This window comes from Sphingobium boeckii (assembly GCF_014199215.1).
Taxonomy (GTDB): Bacteria; Pseudomonadota; Alphaproteobacteria; order Sphingomonadales; family Sphingomonadaceae; genus Sphingobium_A; species Sphingobium_A boeckii.
Genome location: NZ_JACIJC010000005.1, coordinates 567751 through 584912, shown reverse-complemented (window position 1 = coordinate 584912; position 17162 = coordinate 567751). Strand labels below are relative to the sequence as shown.

Annotated in this window: 18 protein-coding genes; 5 read left to right on the top strand and 13 right to left on the bottom strand. The window is 62.7% G+C overall.

Going from position 1 to position 17162, the window contains the following annotated elements:
• Nucleotides 1-108 precede the first annotated feature (108 nt).
• The 7 genes from FHS49_RS17355 to miaA all read right to left on the bottom strand — a co-directional run bounded on the left by FHS49_RS17355 (nucleotide 109) and on the right by miaA (nucleotide 7695).
• A complete protein-coding gene (locus FHS49_RS17355) occupies nucleotides 109-1353 on the bottom strand; it encodes an adenosylmethionine--8-amino-7-oxononanoate transaminase (RefSeq protein WP_184021055.1) in 1245 nt (414 codons plus the stop codon).
• A complete protein-coding gene (gene bioD / locus FHS49_RS17350) occupies nucleotides 1350-2057 on the bottom strand; it encodes an ATP-dependent dethiobiotin synthetase BioD (protein WP_184021050.1) in 708 nt (235 codons plus the stop codon). Before bioD ends, FHS49_RS17355 begins: the two co-directional genes overlap by 4 nt.
• The gene (locus FHS49_RS17345; RefSeq protein WP_184021047.1) at nucleotides 2054-3235 is read right to left on the bottom strand and encodes an 8-amino-7-oxononanoate synthase; all 1182 of its coding nucleotides are present in this window, start codon (nucleotides 3233-3235) and stop codon (nucleotides 2054-2056) included. Before FHS49_RS17345 ends, bioD begins: the two co-directional genes overlap by 4 nt.
• Nucleotides 3193-4212: a ketol-acid reductoisomerase gene (ilvC, locus tag FHS49_RS17340; RefSeq protein WP_184021044.1), complete on the bottom strand. Its 1020-nt coding sequence runs from the start codon at nucleotides 4210-4212 to the stop codon at nucleotides 3193-3195. The genes FHS49_RS17345 and ilvC overlap by 43 nt, the downstream gene beginning before the upstream one ends.
• Nucleotides 4213-4335: 123 nt before the next feature.
• Complete coding sequence (gene ilvN / locus FHS49_RS17335; protein WP_184021041.1) at nucleotides 4336-4851, bottom strand: acetolactate synthase small subunit; 516 nt, start codon at nucleotides 4849-4851, stop codon at nucleotides 4336-4338.
• 65 nt (nucleotides 4852-4916) lie between these two features.
• Nucleotides 4917-6665, bottom strand: a complete 1749-nt coding sequence (locus FHS49_RS17330; protein ID WP_184021027.1) for an acetolactate synthase 3 large subunit — start codon at nucleotides 6663-6665, stop codon at nucleotides 4917-4919.
• Between the two features lie 79 nt (nucleotides 6666-6744).
• Nucleotides 6745-7695: a tRNA (adenosine(37)-N6)-dimethylallyltransferase MiaA gene (miaA, locus tag FHS49_RS17325; RefSeq protein WP_184021024.1), complete on the bottom strand. Its 951-nt coding sequence runs from the start codon at nucleotides 7693-7695 to the stop codon at nucleotides 6745-6747.
• On the opposite strand from miaA, the gene serB reads away from it, so the two are divergent.
• Entirely contained in the window at nucleotides 7688-8566 is an 879-nt protein-coding gene (gene serB, locus FHS49_RS17320; protein ID WP_184021021.1) for a phosphoserine phosphatase SerB, read from the top strand. The two genes, miaA and serB, sit on opposite strands and share 8 nt — an antisense overlap.
• Here the strand turns inward: serB and FHS49_RS17315 are convergent.
• Complete coding sequence (locus tag FHS49_RS17315; protein ID WP_246350897.1) at nucleotides 8556-9563, bottom strand: SPOR domain-containing protein; 1008 nt, start codon at nucleotides 9561-9563, stop codon at nucleotides 8556-8558. The genes serB and FHS49_RS17315 overlap by 11 nt on opposite strands.
• Before the next feature lie 198 nt (nucleotides 9564-9761).
• Here FHS49_RS17315 and FHS49_RS17310 point away from each other — a divergent pair, with 198 nt between their 5' ends.
• Genes FHS49_RS17310 through FHS49_RS17300 form a run of 3 tightly spaced genes read left to right on the top strand, consistent with a single transcriptional unit; the run spans nucleotide 9762 to nucleotide 12473 of the window.
• Nucleotides 9762-10484, top strand: coding sequence for a ParA family protein (locus FHS49_RS17310; RefSeq protein ID WP_184021018.1), 723 nt, complete (start codon nucleotides 9762-9764; stop codon nucleotides 10482-10484).
• Nucleotides 10485-10500: 16 nt separating this feature from the next.
• Entirely contained in the window at nucleotides 10501-11121 is a 621-nt protein-coding gene (locus FHS49_RS17305; RefSeq protein WP_184021016.1) for a hypothetical protein, read from the top strand.
• A gap of 32 nt (nucleotides 11122-11153) precedes the next feature.
• Nucleotides 11154-12473, top strand: a complete 1320-nt coding sequence (locus FHS49_RS17300; RefSeq protein ID WP_184021014.1) for an SPOR domain-containing protein — start codon at nucleotides 11154-11156, stop codon at nucleotides 12471-12473.
• A gap of 36 nt (nucleotides 12474-12509) precedes the next feature.
• On the opposite strand, the gene FHS49_RS17295 is transcribed toward FHS49_RS17300, so the two are convergent.
• The gene (locus tag FHS49_RS17295) at nucleotides 12510-13733 is read right to left on the bottom strand and encodes a dihydroorotase (protein ID WP_184021012.1); all 1224 of its coding nucleotides are present in this window, start codon (nucleotides 13731-13733) and stop codon (nucleotides 12510-12512) included.
• Nucleotides 13730-14719 (bottom strand): aspartate carbamoyltransferase catalytic subunit, encoded by a 990-nt coding sequence (locus tag FHS49_RS17290; protein ID WP_184021000.1) that lies wholly within the window; start codon nucleotides 14717-14719, stop codon nucleotides 13730-13732. The genes FHS49_RS17295 and FHS49_RS17290 overlap by 4 nt, the downstream gene beginning before the upstream one ends.
• A gap of 150 nt (nucleotides 14720-14869) precedes the next feature.
• On the opposite strand from FHS49_RS17290, the gene FHS49_RS17285 reads away from it, so the two are divergent.
• Nucleotides 14870-15112 carry a DUF6894 family protein gene (locus FHS49_RS17285; protein ID WP_184020997.1) on the top strand — a complete coding sequence of 81 codons (243 nt, stop codon included), beginning with the start codon at nucleotides 14870-14872 and terminating at the stop codon, nucleotides 15110-15112.
• Here FHS49_RS17285 and FHS49_RS17280 read toward each other — a convergent pair.
• From FHS49_RS17280 to FHS49_RS17270, 3 genes are all read right to left on the bottom strand, one after another.
• Entirely contained in the window at nucleotides 15109-15387 is a 279-nt protein-coding gene (locus FHS49_RS17280) for a DUF1294 domain-containing protein (protein ID WP_184020994.1), read from the bottom strand. The two genes, FHS49_RS17285 and FHS49_RS17280, sit on opposite strands and share 4 nt — an antisense overlap.
• Complete coding sequence (ruvX, locus tag FHS49_RS17275) at nucleotides 15387-15845, bottom strand: Holliday junction resolvase RuvX (RefSeq protein ID WP_184020991.1); 459 nt, start codon at nucleotides 15843-15845, stop codon at nucleotides 15387-15389. Before ruvX ends, FHS49_RS17280 begins: the two co-directional genes overlap by 1 nt.
• Nucleotides 15846-15963: 118 nt before the next feature.
• Nucleotides 15964-17076 (bottom strand): DUF3089 domain-containing protein, encoded by a 1113-nt coding sequence (locus FHS49_RS17270; RefSeq protein WP_184020988.1) that lies wholly within the window; start codon nucleotides 17074-17076, stop codon nucleotides 15964-15966.
• Nucleotides 17077-17162 lie beyond the last annotated feature (86 nt).

The window sequence follows — 17162 nt, the reverse complement described above, 5'->3', positions numbered from 1 at the left end:
AAGTCGAAGGATTAGAAGGGCGCGGTGCGCAGTCATGAGCGCGCCATGACGCGAAACGGCGCGTCTGTCCAGTGCAAACCCTTTCCTGACATGTTCTGGCCGCCCGCATCACACCCGATCGAGCCCATCGGATATGGTGTCATAGACGTGCACCAGATCGGCGTCTTCGATGCAATAAGGCGGCATCACATAGAGCGTGTTGCCGAGCGGCCGCAGCAGCACGCCGCGCTCCCGGAAATGCGCGGAAAGGCGCGGTGCGAGATTGGAGAGATAGCCGCCGTCCGGCACCACGATATCCATCGCGGTGATCGTGCCGAGCCGACGCTGGCCAGTGATGCGGGGGTCGCCATCGAAGCGCGCGAGCTGGCGTGACTGGTGGTGGGCCAGCGCATCAATCCGGTCCTGCACGGGTTCGTCGCGCCAGATATCGAGATTGGCATTGGCGGCGGCGCAGGCGATCGGGTTCGCGGTGTAGGAACTCGAATGATAGAAGGTCTTGGCGCGATCCTGTGAATAGTGCGCGGCGAAGATATCTTCGGTGGCAAGTGTGACGGCCAAGGGCAGTGCACCACCGGTCAGGCCCTTGGACAGGCACATGAGATCGGGTGCGATGCCGGCCTGTGTGCAGGCGAAGCGCGTGCCGGTGCGGCCCCATCCGGTCATCACTTCGTCAGCGATAAACAGGACGCCATAACGCGCACAGATGTGTCGCATCGCGGTTAGGGTTTCCGCGCGATAGATCAGCATCCCCCCTGCGCCCAGGATCAGCGGCTCGACGATGAACGCGGCAGGATGGTCGCGGCAGGCGGTTTCCAGCGCGTCGAGCGTGGCCTGTTCCTGCCCCGCAGCCGGAAAGGGAATGGTGCCGACATCGAACAGCAGGGGATCATAGGGCTTGTTGAACACGCCGCGTGCGCCCACCGACATCGCGCCAATGGTATCGCCGTGATAGCTATGTTCCATCACGAGGATGCGGCTGCGCGCCGCGCCGATATTGGCCCAATAGCCAAGCGCCATCTTCAGCGCGACCTCGACGCTGGTCGAGCCGCTGTCCGAAAAGAACACGCGGGTGAGCGGTTCGGGGGTGATCTCCACAAGCGCATCGGCCAGCGTTTCGGCGGGTTCATGCGTCCAGCCCGCAAAGATCAACTGATCGAGCTTTTCGGTCTGCGCGCGGATCGCGGCCATGATGCGGGGGTTGTTGTGGCCATGGGTGGTGACCCACCAGGATGAGATCGCGTCGATCCAGCGCGTGCCATCCTCGGCATAAAGCGCGGCCCCTTGCGCGCGCGCGATGCGCGGGATCGGTTCTTGCAAGCCATGCTGGGTGAAGGGATGCCAGACTGCGCTCATGCGAAATCCCCCAGATCGAAATGTACAGCGAAGGCGGTAGCGAGTGCTGCAGATGTCAGCGGATCGAGGCGCGGCAGACGGCCCAGCGCGCGAATGCCGGAAAGGGCCGGGATGATCGCCTCGCTATCCGGCATGGCGTCCCCGATGAACGCGATGCCGTGGATGGGAATGTCGCGATGTCTCAGAGCTTCGATTGTCATCAGCGTGTGATTGATCGTGCCGAGACCGGTGCGTGCGCAAACGATCACCGGGATCTGCCAGCGCGCGAAGATATCCGCAAACAGCGTGTCGCGCGTGACGGGGACCAGTGCGCCGCCCGCGCCTTCGATGACCAGCGGGCCGGACGTGGTTGGCGGATCGAGGGTGAGCGGATCGATCGCAATCCCGTCATACTCGGCCGCAAGGTGAGGTGAGGCGGGGAGGGTGAGACGATAGGATTCTGAATGAATCCAACCCTCTTTGTTATTCCCGCGCAGGCGGGAATCCAGCTTTGCTTCGGCGCCGGAAGAAAAGGAAGAAGCGGGATCCCCGCGTTCGCGAGGATGACGGGTTAATCGCGCCACCACTTCGGTATCGGTTTCTTCGTCGAGCCCCGCCTGGACCGGCTTCCAGTAACTGGCGCCGAGCGCCTGCACCAAAGCGGCGGAGAAGATCGTCTTGCCGACGTTGGTATCCGTCGCGGTGATGACGAAGCGCCTGCTCATGCCGGAAGGCGCGCCATCGCCTTTTCCATCGCGGCGACCAGGGCATCGATATCGGCGGCGGTGACATTGAGCGTGATCGACAGGCGCAGGCGCGCGGTGCCGATCGGCACGGTCGGCGGGCGGATGCCGCGCACGTCGAACCCGGCGTGCTGGAGCGCACTGGCCACTTCCATCGTGCGGCCATTGTCGCCGAGAATGACCGGAATAATCTGCGATCCAGTGGGATGCACACCCAGGCGGTCGAGCAATTTGGCTTCCGCATGAGCGACCAGCCCATCAAGCCGCATCCGCCGTTCGGGGCGATCGGTGGTCAAGGTGATCGCGCGGCGGACGAGATGCGCCATCAGCGGGGAGGGGGCGGTGGAGAAGATGAAGGGGCGCGCGCGATTGATCAGGAAATCGATGATCACGCGGGGTGCACAGAGCAGCGCGCCCTCGCAGCCCAGCGCCTTGCCGCAGGTGTGCAGCGTGATGACATTCTCATCGCCCGCGATCCCGGCGGCCAACCCGCGGCCTTCGGGGCCGAACACGCCAGTAGCGTGAGCTTCATCCACGATCAGCACGGCATCATGGCGCGCGGCGATTTCAGAGAGCGCGGTGATCGGCGCGCGATCGCCGTCCATGCTGTAAAGACTTTCGACCGCGATCCACACGCGGCCCAGACCACCGGATTTCCGCCAGTGGAGGATGACATCCTCATAGGCGCCCGGATCATTATGCTTGGCGGGGCGTCGTTCAGCGCGACCGAGTTTCATCCCATCATGCGCGCTGGCATGGATCAGTTCGTCATGGACGATCAGATCACCGCGCTGCGGCAAGGTAGCGAAAAGCGCGGCATTGGCGGCAAAACCGGTGGAAAAGAACAAGGCGGCTTCGCTGCCATAATGGCGCGCCGCATCGGCTTCGAGCGCTTCATGCTCGGGATGATTGCCACGCAACAGCCGCGAACCACCCGAACCCGCGGGCAACCCAAGCTGCGCGCCCTCCACCAGCGCCTCACGCAATTCCGGCGAATCCGCGAGGCCAAGATAGTCGTTGGAGGCGAAATCCAGCCCGTCACGCGATTTGAGCGCGCGCAGACGGTCATCCGCCTGCAGCGCGCTCAATTGCTGTTCGTGATCGGGAAAGCGGGAGATCAGTTCTTCGCCTTGTCGACCAGGGCGTTCTTGCCGATCCATGGCATCATCGCCCGCAATTCGCTGCCGACCTTTTCGATCGGATGCGCGGCGGCCGCCTTGCGCGAGGCCTTCAACTCGGGCTGGCCGGCGCGGTTGTCGAGCACGAAGTTCTTCACGAAGCGGCCGGACTGGATATCTTCCAGCACGCGCTTCATTTCCTTCTTGGTCTCGTCGGTGATGATCCGCGGACCCGTGACGATGTCGCCATATTCGGCGGTATTCGAGATGGAATAGCGCATGTTGGCGATGCCGCCTTCATAGAGCAGGTCGACGATCAGCTTGGTCTCGTGCAGGCATTCAAAATAGGCCATTTCGGGGGCGTAGCCGGCTTCCACCAGCGTCTCGAAGCCCGCCTGGATCAGGTGGGTGATGCCGCCGCAGAGGACGGCCTGCTCACCGAACAGATCGGTTTCGCACTCTTCCTTGAAATTGGTTTCGATGATGCCGCTGCGGCCGCCGCCGACGCCCGACGCATAGGCAAGGCCGATGTCATGCGCATTGCCGCTCTTGTCCTGATGGATCGCGATCAGGCAGGGGACGCCGCCGCCGCGGACATATTCGGAGCGGACGGTGTGGCCCGGACCCTTGGGCGCGATCATGATCACGTCGAGATCCTCGCGCGGCTCGATCAGGCCGAAATGGACGTTGAGGCCATGCGCGAAGGCCAGCGTGGCACCCTGCTTCATATTCTCGTGATAGTCGGCAGCATAGATCGCGGCCTGATGTTCGTCGGGGGCCAGGAACATCACGATATCGGCCCAGGCGGCTGCCTCTGCATTGGACTTCACTGCGAAGCCGGCGTCGATCACCTTCTTGGCGGTGGCCGAACCTTCGCGCAATGCGATAGCCACATCGGCCACGCCGCTGTCGCGCAGATTCTGCGCATGGGCATGACCTTGCGAGCCATAGCCAACGATGGCGATCTTCTTGGATGCGATCAGCTTGGGATCGGCATCTCGGTCATAATAAACGCGCATTGGGTATCTTCCTTTATTGGCTCGTCATTCCCGCGAACGCGGGAATCCCGCTTTTTCGTCGTGCATCTAGAAAGCGGGATCCCCGCCTTCGCGGGGATGACAATGGGTGGTTACACTAAATTCTCAGGCCGCTTCTTTCCCGCGGGAAATGGCGACGATGCCGGTGCGGGCGACCTCGATCAGGCCGACCTCACGCATCAGCGAAACGAAGGTGTCGATCTTTTCGGTGCCGCCGGTGACTTCGAAGATGAAGCTCGACGTGGTCGCATCGACCACGCGGGCGCGATAGACATCGGCCAGGCGCAGCGCCTCGATCCGGTGATCCCCCGTGCCGCCCACTTTCACCAGTGCGAGTTCACGTTCGACATGTGGACCAAGCGCGGTCAGATCGACCACCTTGTGCACAGGCACCAGGCGTTCGAGCTGCGCGATGATCTGATCCATCACATCCGCCGAGGCGGAGGTGACGATCGTGATCCGGCTGATCAGATCATCCTCGCTGATATCGGTGACCGTCAGGCTCTCGATATTATAGCCGCGCGCGGTAAACAGGCCGGCGATCCGGGCGAGGATGCCCGGTTCATTGTCCACGATGACGGAGAGCGTATGCCGCTCTTTCGTTTCTTCCTTGATGTGCATTGTTCAGATGTCCGTTTGTGCTGGGCGAAGCCACAGCTTGCATTCGATAAAAGCACCGATCTTCATCACACCAGCGCCTTGGCTTCGTCGTCCATTTCGCCAGATACATTATCTGAATGAAGCATCATATCGGTGTGCGCTGCGCCCGAGGGGATCATCGGGAAGCAATTGGCGAGCTTAGCCACGCGGCAATCAACCAATACCGGGCCATCGGTGTTGATCATCGACTGGATGCAGGCATCGAGATCGGCGGGATCCTCCACGCGCAGCCCGGTCCAGCCATAGGCTTCGGCCAGCTTGACGAAATCGGGCAGGCTTTCGGAATAGCTTTCGGAATAGCGGCTTGAATAGGTCAGTTCCTGCCACTGGCGGACCATGCCCATATATTCATTGTTCAGGATGAACAGCTTCACCGGCAGACGATATTGCGAGGCCGTGGCCAGTTCCTGGATGTTCATTTGGATCGAGGCTTCACCCGCGATATCGATCACCAGCGCATTGGGATTGCCGAGCTGCGCGCCGATTGCAGCGGGCAGGCCATAGCCCATCGTGCCGAGACCGCCCGAGGTCAGCCATTTGTTGGGGCTTTCGAAATTGAAATGCTGGGCGGCCCACATCTGATGCTGGCCGACCTCGGTGGTGATGATCGGATTGCGGTGCTTGGTGGCTTCCCACAGGCTCTTGATCGCCTGTTGCGGCATGATTTCCTTGGTCGAAGCCGGGAAATAAAGCGACTTCTTGGCGCGCCATTCCTCGATCTGCTTCCACCAGGCGGACAGGTCGTTCTTCTGATGCTGGCGGCCTTTCCAGACTCGCACCATATCCTCCATCGCGCGACCAACATCGGCAATGATCGGCAGATCGACCCGCACGGTCTTATTGATCGACGAGCGATCGATATCGATGTGGATCTTCTTGGCATGTGGCGCAAAGGCGTCGAGCCGACCGGTGACGCGATCGTCGAAGCGACTGCCGAGCGCGATGATCAGATCGGCTTTGTTCATCGCATAATTGGCTTCGTAAGTGCCGTGCATCCCCAGCATACCCAGCCACTGATCGGACGAGGCGGGAAAGGCGCCGAGTCCCATCAGTGTCGACGTAACCGGCGCGCCCGTGATCCGCGCCAGCTCGCGCAGGATCTGCGACGCAGCGGGGCCGGCATTGATCACGCCGCCGCCGGTGTAGAACACAGGGCGTTCGGCGGCGGCCAGCATCTCGACCGCGGATTCGATCAGCGACTGATCGGCTTTCACCTGCGGACGATAGGTCTTGTGCTGGATCGCGCCGGGCTTGCGATATTTGGCCGTCGCGACCTGAACATCCTTGGGGATATCGATCACGACCGGGCCGGGGCGGCCCGATGTGGCGATATGAAAGGCTTCATGGATAACATCGCCCAAGCGGTCGGGCGACTTCACCAGATAATTATGCTTGGTGCAGTGACGCGTGATGCCGATGGTGTCGGCTTCCTGAAAAGCGTCGGTGCCGATCAGATGCGTCGCGACCTGCCCGGTGATGACGACCATCGGGATCGAATCCATAAGGGCATCGGTAATCCCGGTGACCGCATTGGTGGCACCGGGGCCGGAGGTGACGAGCACGACGCCGGGCTTTCCCGTGGACCTGGCATAGCCCTCCGCCGCATGGGTCGCTGCCTGTTCGTGGCGCACGAGGATGTGCTTGATGCGCGTCTGTTTGAAGATCGCGTCATAAATGGGGAGCACCGCGCCGCCGGGATAGCCGAACACGATCTCGACGCCCAGATCGGTGAGCGCCTCGACCAATATGTCCGCACCGGACTTTTCCGCAGTCATCACACTTCCTCCAAAAAAACGCGGCCCTTGTTGCGCCGCAGCACCCCAAAGGCAAGGATGGCTCGCTAAAGATAACAAACTAACCTGTCAACACCGTATCGCGTAATATTATTGCTAATTCATCCAGATTTGAATCACTGAGTTGCGTTTTGCGGCAATTCCAGTCCGAAGGGGTCTGTCGTGAAAACCAGGTATATTGCCGTTTGCCATATTGGCGCGTGGCGATCATGCCGCGTTCGATCATCGCAGCGCGCGAGAGATCGCCCTTCAAAAAGGCTGCGATTTCCGGAACGCCGATCGCGCGCATCGCCGGCAGCGCCGGATCGAGATGGCGCGCGAGCAGGGTTCTTACCTCATTTTCGGCACCCTGATCCACCATCTGCGCAAAGCGGCGTTCGATCCGTTCGAACAGCCAATCGCGTGGCGGCAGCAGGATGAGCGGGACAAGATCGATGGCGTCCGCAATCCCGCCAATCCTGTCCGCTTGCCACGTCGCCAGCGGCTTGCCGGTGGAGCGAATGGTTTCGAGCGCGCGGGCGACGCGGGTGGTGTCATTGGGAGAGAGTTTTTCGGCCGCTGCGGGATCTTCCCGGGTCAGCGCTTGGTGCGCCTCCAGCACGGGGAGCGCGCGGGCCGCGGCGCGAATGACAGGGTCGATATCGGGCACAGGCGCGATGCCATCGAGCAATGTGCGGAGATACAGGCCGGTGCCGCCGCACAGGATCGGCAGCAGCCCCGCCGCGTGTGCCTTGGCGATCTCGTTACGCGCTTCGGCGGCCCAGCGCGCGGCGGAACAGGCATCGGCACCGTCGATATGGCCGAATAGTGCATGGGGGACTCCACCCATCTCCGCCTTGCCGGGCCGGGCGGACAGGATATGCAGATCGGCATAAACCTGCATGGAATCGGCATTGATCACCACCGAAGGCATGGTTTGCCCGAGGCGGACTGCCAATGCCGACTTGCCGCTGGCGGTCGGCCCTGCGATGAGCGCCACCTTCCTGGGATGAGGGGTTCGAGTCTTGTTCATTGCCACGCTGATAGCGGACGGGTTGTCGTCCGGCGACATTGCTGACGCGCAAGCGCGACTGGCGGCTGCGGGATGCGCGCCGGGCGAGGCTGTATGGCTCGATGCGGACACTGCCTGCGACGTGCTGTTCGCGTCTTCGCCCGAGGATGCGCGCGCCGTGCTCGAAGGCGCGATCGCCGGCGTGGACGTGATCGTCCAGCCGCTTGAGGGCCGTGAAAAGCAACTTCTGATCTCCGACATGGATTCGACGATGATCACGGTGGAGTGCATCGACGAACTCGCCGGTTATGCGGGGTTGCGCGCAGAAATTTCGGGCGTGACCGAGCGCGCGATGCGGGGCGAGCTGGATTTCGAGGCGGCGCTGGATGGGCGGGTGGCGCTGCTGAAAGGGCTCGACGTGCGCACGCTGGAGACCTGCCTCAACGAGCGGGTCACGCTGATGCCCGGTGCCAAGACATTGGTTCGCACCATGAAGGCGCGGGGGGCGTATACCTTGCTCGTTTCAGGCGGCTTCACGCATTTCGCGGATCCCGTGGCCGGGGAGATCGGCTTTGATGATGCGCTGTCTAACATATTGGAGATTGACGGCGCGGCGCTGGCGGGCACCGTCCGCCGCCCGATCGTGGGCGCGGAAGCCAAGCGCGAGGCGCTGGAGAAAGCGTTGAATGTGCGTGGCCAGACCGCCGATCGTGCGCTGGCCGTGGGCGACGGGGCGAATGATATTCCAATGCTGCAGGCCGCCGGGCTCGGCATCGCCTATCATGCCAAGGAGAAAGCGGCGGCAGCGGCGGATGCGCGGATCGTGCATGGGGATCTCACGACCTTGCTTTATGCGCAGGGCATCGCGCGCAAGCATTGGGTTACGGGCTAGGCTTTACGATCAGGCAATTTTGTGCGGCGCTTTTGATCAGTCCGCATTGCTTTTCCGCATCACCTTGCTTCGCAAACGGACCGGCCTGAAGCCGGGTGATCTTTCCGTCCGTGCTTTTCACCAGATAGGGCTGCAGTGCTTTCAGGCCATCGACATTGCGTTCGAGCGACGACCAGAGCGCGGTCGCATTGTCCGGATTGCCGAATGCACCGAGCTGGATGCGCCATTTTCCACCGGTCGCAGGCTGTATTGCCGGGATCGGCTTGGCCGGGATTGTGGGGACCGGCTTGGGCAGGGCTTTGGCAGGCAACGAGGTCGATGGGCTTCCAGGTTCGGGATAGGGCGCGCCGATGGACGGCTGCGAAGGCGGGATCGCCGCGGGTTTGATAGGCTGATCGACAGTCGCCATGATCTGCGGCCGCATGGCACGGGTTTCGATGGCGCGCGCCATCGCAATCCCGTCCTCGCGCTGCCGCAGCGGAATGAACCGGTCCATTTCGCGCAGTGCAGGCGCCGCCTTGGGATAGCCGCTGGCGGCGGACCGGGTGGTCAGCGCATAGGCGCGCACCCAATCCTTGGAGACATAATCCCCGTTGAAATGCGCCGTACCCAATACATATTGCGCACGCGGATCGCCGCGGGCTGCTGATTTCTGGATCCAGGGCATGGCCGCGGCGCGCTTTCCGCTCTCGAACAGCGACAGGCCATAATAGTCTTCGGCGTCGGGGTGGCCCTGAGTTGCCGCGCGGGCATACCAGCCTTCGGCCTGTTTGACATCGGCGGGAACGCCGCGGCCTAGGCGGTAGGCCTGCGCCAGATTGAACTGGGCGTCGGCATCGCCTTTCTGCGCCAGCGGACGCCATTGCCTGACCGCGGCTTCATATTCGCCGCGCTCCCACGCCGCGATCCCGCTCTCCACATCGGCAGATGCGGTAAGCGGCAGAAATGCCAGCCCCAGCGTGAAAGCCGCTCCCAGTTCCATTGCCGCCCGCCTCATCGCATCGCCTTCCGCAACCGGGACTCGACATCCCGCCATTCCAGCCGGTTAGAGCATGTTCGTTAAATGAGGATTAGCAGAAAATTCAGGCTGTTTGGAAACGGGACAGTCACATCCGTTTCGCGCCGGCTGTTAACCAGATTTTAGCCCCGACATGCGATTGCCCGAACGAGACGGGTTTCGAACCGAGGGGACACTATGCGCGTTTTGGCTTTGGCATCGCAAAAGGGAGGGTCCGGCAAGACGACCTTGTCCGGCCATCTGGCCGTTCAGGCGCAGCTTGCCGGGGCAGGGCCGGTGGTGCTGATCGATATCGATCCGCAGGGGTCTCTGGCGGATTGGTGGAATGAGCGCGATGCGGAATTGCCCGCCTTTGCGCAGACCACGGTTGCGCGGCTTGCCTCCGATCTGGAAATGCTGCGGCAACAGGGCTTCAAGCTGGCGGTGCTCGATACGCCGCCTGCGATCACCATGGCGATCCAGAGCGTGATCGCGGTGGCCGAACTCATCGTGATCCCCACGCGCCCCAGCCCGCATGATCTGCGCGCCGTGGGTGCCACGGTCGATCTGTGCGATCGCGCCGGCAAGCCCCTGTTGTTCGTGGTCAATGGCGCGACGCCCAAGGCCAAGATCACCTATGAAGCCGCGGTGGCGCTTTCCCAGCATGGCACTGTGGCCCCTGTCACGCTGCATCATCGCACCGATTTCGCTGCCTCGATGATTGATGGCCGCACGGTGATGGAATGCGATCCCAAGAGCCGGTCGGCCAATGAAGTCCGCGAGCTTTGGTCCTACATCTCGGATCGTCTCGAAAAGAATTTCCGTCGCACCGTCTTCAGCGCGCCCTCGGCGAGCGGCAGCATGGCGATGGCGTCCCAGCGTCCGATGGGCGGCTTCGGCCGTCGCGTCGTCGGTCAGTAAAGCAGGGAGAATCACTATGGCTGAAGCAAAGCCCCTCGCATCTCTCTCATCCAGCCTGCTGGCCCGCAAGGGCCAGGCCCGCCCCGCCATGCGGCCCCAGGGCTTTGCCGGCTTTCCCAATCCAATGGGTGGCCATGAAGATCTCGGCTGGAACGACATGGGGCATGAAATTCCCCGTCCGCTCCATATCCATGCCGATGAACATCTGAACGGCTTCGTGCCGGAGGTGCCAGAGGTCATGCGGCAGCGTGAAATCCTGGAGGCAGAATTCGGCGCGCCACAGGATATGGATCTGCCGCATCCCGTTACGGAATTCGAAGCGTTCGAAGCACCGACGACAATGCCCGGGCAGGAAATTCATCCCAAGGCCAAGGCTCAGGTCGCAAAAGCCCTGCCGGCTGCGCCGCGCCCATTGCCGACCGTTGCAATCGCCCGCGCCAAAAAGGCCGCCAAAGGTCGCAAGACCAAGGCGGCGTTTACGCTGCGAATGGATCCGGAGCGGCATCTCAAACTGCGCCTGGCCTGCGCGATCACGCGCGATTCCGCGCAAGCCATCGTGACCGAGGCGCTGGATAATTATCTGAGCAGTTTTCCCGAGATCGACGAACTTGTCCGCAAGGTTCCGGCGGGCGTCTGATCTGCATGTCTGTGTCTTTAGGGGGTAGTCCGATGAAATCCACGACCGTTTTCAAACTTGCCGCATCGGCCCTGGTATTGGGCGGAACGCTGGTGACGCCGAATCCGATGGGGATCATCAGCGGGTTCGCATCCGCCAATGACACCAGCAAGATGGAGAAGAGCGCGGTGGATGCTGCGGCCAAGGCGCAAAAGGCGCTGAAAGCCAAGGATAGCGTGAAGGCGATTGCCGCGGCCGAACAGGCGGTCGAGGCCGAGCCCGGCAATGCGGCCTATCGCGCGCTGCTCGCGCAATCCTATCTTCAGGGCGGTCGGCTTTTTTCCGCTGAAACCACGTTCAAGGATGCGTTGACGCTCAATCCCGAAGACGGTCGCGCGACGCTGAGCCTGGCCTTGGTGCAGATCGCGCTGGGTGAACCGGAAAAGGGGCTGGAAACGCTCAATGCTTCGCGGGTGCCCGTCGCGCCGGCCGATCACGGCCTGGCGCTGGCGCTGGCGGGGGATACGCAAGCGGCGATCACATTGCTGGATGCAGCGGCGCGCGAACAGGGCGCTTCGGCCAAGGTCCGTCAGAATCTGGCGCTGTCTCATGCGCTGGCCGGGCAATGGCGTCAGGCACGCGCCATCGCGGCGCAGGATGTTCCGGCCGATCAACTCGATCGCCGTATGCTGATGTGGGCCGGCTTCGCCAATCCGCGCAATAGCTGGGAGCAGGTGGCATCATTGCTCGGGGTCAATCCCGTGCGCGATGCCGGGCAACCACAGCGCCTGGCGTTGAACACCGCGCCGTCTGCGCAGATTGCGGAGGCAGCGCCCGTGGCTGAACCCGCCGTGGAAATGGCCGCCGTTGAACCCCAGGCCCCGGTGGAAACAGCCGTTCCAGTGACTTACGCCGCTGCGGAGCCTGCGCCTGTGAGTGAAATGGCCCGGACGACCAATCTTCAGCAAGTGCTGTTCGCGCCGCGCCGTGAGGTGTTGCAGCCTTTGCCGGCCCGCTATGTCAGCACGCCGATCAAGCCACAATATGCAGCGCGCGCGCCACGCGCCACTGCCGGCCAGTTTGTTGTCCAGCTTGGTGCCTTTTCGACCGAGGCGCGTGCGGAAGCCGCCTGGAAGGGCGCTGTTGGCCGCTTCGGCCTGTCGAGTAACACCGCGAACGGCACCACCTATCGCGCTGGCAATGCCACGCTGCACCGTGCTGCCGTCGGCGGCTTCGCCACGCGGCAGGATGCGGCTCGGGTCTGTGCTGCGGTGAAAGCCAAGGGCGGCACATGTTTCGTGCGCGCCGCCACCGATGAGACGCCCGCATTGTGGGCGCAGCGTATAAGCGGCGTCAGGATCGCTGCACGCTGATAAACAGGCATTGGAGAGAGTGCCGATTAAGGGCGGTCAGCTTATGAGCTGGCCGCCCTTCATCATATGCAACACCTTGCCCTGCACGGGCAGACCGTCAAACGGGGTGTTGCCCGCGCGCGCCGCGAGCCGGGCGGTGTCGATCTTCCAGGGCGCGCCGGGATCGAGAATGATGAGATCGGCCGGCATACCGACCGCGAGGACGCCCGCATCTATCCCAAGGATCGTCGCCGGATTGGCCGCGAGCAAAGCGAACAGCCGGGCATAATCGATCAGATCATCGCGCACGAGGCCGAGGGACAATGCGAGCAGCGTCTCCGCGCCCGCCATGCCCGGCGCGGCATCGGCAAAGGGCAGGCGTTTGTCTTCGGGGCCGCGCGGATCATGGCCCGAGCACAGTACGTCGATCGTGCCATCCGCAATCGCTTCGAGCGCCGCCTGACGATCGCTTTCGTCGCGCAAGGGGGGCGAAAGATGCGCGAACGTGCGGAAATCGGACATGGCGATGTCGGACAGATTGAGATGCGCGGGCGTGATGCCGCAAGAGACCTTGACGCCGCGCGCCTTGGCGGCCCGGATGGCGGCGAAACCCGCCGCCGTTGTCACCTGCCGGAAATGGATCGACGCGCCGGTGAGTTCGGCGAGATAGACGTCGCGGCTGATCGCCATGGCTTCGGCGATGGCGGGCGCATGAGGCAGGCCGAGCCGGGTCGCGGTTTCGCCGGCTGTGGCGACGGCACCCCGGGTCAGTCCGTCATCTTCGGCATGGGCGATCACGGTGAGACCGAGCGGCGCTGCATAAGCCAGCACGCGCTGCATCACACCCGAATCGGCAATCCATCCGCGTCCGGTGGATACCGCCACCGCGCCGTCCATCTGCATCAGCGCGAATTCAGCGATTTCCAAACCCTTCAGGCCGCGCGTGGCGGCGGCCATGGGGTGAACCCATATTTCCGGCTTGCCGGAAGCCGCGGCGCGCTGGATCAGGCCGGGATCGTCCAGCGGAAGCGATTGATCGGGCATCAGCGCGGCGCGGGTGATTCCGCCCGCGCGAAAGGCCGGCTTGTCGATCGCGAACACGCCCAGATCGATGATCCCGGGCGCGACAAGTTTGCCCTTTGCATCGAGGATTTCGGCGTCGGCGGGAATATCGATCGCGCCGATCTGCTGGACCGTGCCTTCGTTGACGAGGATATCGCCGCGATAAGGCGCAGACAGGCCGGAGACGATTTCGGCATTGATGATCGCGCGAAAGCTCATGCCCAGCCCTCCACGCCGCGCCGGCGTCTGGTAAGCACATCCAGACAGGCCATGCGGACGGCGACGCCCATTTCGACCTGCTCGGTGATGGCTGAGCGCTTGGGATCATCCGCCACGCTCGAATCGATTTCGACGCCGCGGTTCATCGGGCCAGGGTGCATGACGAGCGCATGGGGTGCGGCCTTTTCCAGCCGCTCGGGGGTGAGCCCGTAAAGCGCATGATATTCGCGGGGGGAGGGGATGAAGCCGCCATTCATACGCTCATTCTGCAGCCTGAGCATCATGACCACATCGACGCCGGCAATGCCTTGGTTGAAATCGGTGTAGGGCGTGACGCCCATGCGCTCGATGGCGGTCGGCGTCAGCGTCGGCGGCGCGATCACGCGGACTTCTGCGGCGAGCGCCGTCAGCGCCAGGATATTGGAGCGCGCGACGCGGCTGTGGAGCACATCGCCGCAGATCGCGACCTTGAGGCCGGCGATCGTGCCGAAACGGCGTCGGATCGTGAGCGCGTCTAGCAATGCCTGGGTGGGATGTTCGTGCCAGCCATCGCCGGCATTCAACACCGGGCAATCCACCTTGTCAGCGATTAACTGCACCGCGCCCGAACTGGAATGGCGAATCACGATGATGTCGGCGCGCATGGCGTTCAGCGTCACTGCGGTGTCGATCAGCGTCTCGCCCTTTTTCACGCTGGATTGCGCGGCGTGCATGTTGACAACGTCAGCGCCCAGCCGTTTTCCGGCGATCTCGAACGACAGCAGGGTGCGGGTGCTGTTTTCGAAAAATGCGTTGATCTGCGTGAGGCCAGCCAATCGGTCGTCATGCTTGGAGGCGGAGCGGTTGAGATCCACCCATTGCTCGGCTTCGTCGAGCAGAAATGCGATTTCATGGGGCTGGAGACCGGAAATGCCGGTCAGATGCCTGTGCGGAAATTGCGCCGCACCGGTGAGGCCGGTGGACGGGGAAGTGCGTGACGATGACATTGAAAGCCGCGCATAAAGCGAGCCGCGCCGGAGTTCAACCGGTAACCGGGAAACGCTTTCATCAGAGCGACTAGATCTTGAATTAAAACAAGCTCGCTGCGGATCAAATTCGATCTAGGCGTCAGGTTCGGGCTTGGCTATGGGCATCATATGCCACGCTATTTCTTCCACCTTCATGAGTGCGGAACGATTACGCCCGATGTGGAGGGGCAAGAGTTGCTGGACGATTCCGCCGCGCAGGTCGAGGCGCTTCGTCTGGCGCGCAATATCATGGCGGGTGAGATCGAGGGTGGGCGGTTATGTCTGCTCTGCAGAATCGAAGTGCATGATGCCCAAGGGACCATGGTGATGGCGATGCCGTTCAAGGATGCGGTGGTGGTCACCGGCCTTTAGCGCTGGCTGAACCAAGCCCAGGCCAGCCCCGTTGCCATGCCGAACTGGACCATCGCGATCAGATGAAGGCGTGTCGAGAAACCCTGCTTGCGGGTTTTGTGCCGGAAATGGCTGCGGCCCGCATACGCACCGAAGATGCCGATAAAAGCGACTTGGAGCAGCGTGGCTTCGGAAATGCGCCGTTGCTTGTTTCGCGCGCGGGCCTTGTCGATCCCGAACAGTGCAAAGGCCCACAGATTGGCCAGCAACAGTGCCGCCGCCGCCGCCGAGACCATCAGTGAACCAGCGCGTCGATCGCGGCCTGAAGGATGTGCGCCGCGGCCAGCGTATCCACGCGCTCGGCGCGCTTGGCACGGCTGAGATCGGCTTCGATCATGAACCGCTCGACCGCGAGGGTGGACCAGCGCTCGTCCCATAGCAGGATCGGCAGGCCGAGATCGTCGATATTGCGGGCAAAGGCGCGGGTGGACTGGCTGCGCGGCGATTCGCTGCCATCCAGATTGATCGGCAGGCCGAGCACGATGCCGGCGACCTGCTGCGCCTTGATCTGCGCGACCAGCGCGGCCTTGTCCTGCGTGAATTTGGTGCGCTTGATCGTGCCTGCCGGACTGGCGAAGCTCCAGCCAGCGTCGCACAAAGCGGTGCCGATCGTCTTGGTGCCCAGATCGAGCCCGATCAGGCGTCCGCCATCGGGCAGGACTTCACGGAATGCGGCGGCGTCGGGCGTGATCATGGACCGGCCTTAGCGTTTGGATTCTCTCTCGTCATTCCCGCGAATGCGGGAATCGCGCTTCTTCCTTCGCGTCGGCATAAAGAAGAAGCGGGATCCCCGCCTTCGCGAGGATGACAGCTTAATTCTGTGCCTTGAACGCTGCCAGTCGCCGCGCTGCATCCGCGCGAATATTGGCCCAGAACAGGCTGTAGTCATAAACGTGATAATTATTGCCGGGCAGCACATAAGGGCCAAGCGCGGGCGGAGTGCCGATCAGCAAGATTCCGCGATCCTCGCAGCGCGCCGGCACAGCGGCCCTTTCGATCTTCGCGCTTTTGAGATCGGTAGAAGGAACGAGCGTGCCCAGATTGGCGCTCGCGGGTGCGCTGCCGCCCCGCAGGCCGGAGATCGGATTGGTGCAGATCATCGGCGTTCCGGCGCGGGGTTTGCCGTCGAAACCAATGCTGGCGTTATAGGTGTCCAGGATCAATTCGGGTGCGGCGGGTTCGGCAAAGCTTTGCCAGCCGAGGATGCAGCCGGATTGATCGGCGGCGCTGCATTCAGGCAACCCCATGCCGGGCAGATCGGTGGTGCGCGAGACCGGCCAGCCGACGATATAAGCCGCCACGATCCGCTTGGCCAAAGGTGTCCCGGCTATTTCTTCGCGGAGCAGCCGGGTCAGGTGCAGCGCACCCTGGCTGTGTCCGGCAAGAATGATGGGTCTGGTGCGGCCAACCTCCGTCAGGAATTGCGCGAAGGCCACGGCGATATCGCGATAGGCCAGATCAAGCGCCTTTTGCGCGTCAGCCTTGGTCGTGAGGAAAGCGCCAAAGGTCGCCTGCCGGTAGCGCGGTGCCCAGATCGCGCCGGCTTCGTTGAACGCGCTCGCCTGCCCCCGGATGAAGAGCGCCGCACGATCATTGGCTTCCTTATTGTCCAGCGGGGCATTCCAGGCGGATCGATCGAGGAAAGATGTCGGGTGGATAAAGAAGATCGCCGCCTCCGGCGCGGCGGCGGCTTTATAACCCTCTGGGGTCCATAGCGCAGGATTGTCGGTCGCCTTGCCAGGGTGAGCCAGCCACAGCATGGGGCTGGCATAAGCATTGGCCGCGGTTTCGGGCAGCGCTTTGAAGCCAGCGCTGGGCACCATCGCCAAGCGCATCAATTGCGGCGCAAACAGGCGGTAAGCGAAGGTGCCGGCGAGCGCGAGCATGATCAATATCGCAATCAGATAGAGGAACTTGCGGGCCAATCAAACTCTCCATTGTGCAGTGCAGCATGAAAATCGCAGCGCTGCAAGCCTCTTTGCCATAGCTTGAGGCGCGCACGATGCAATCG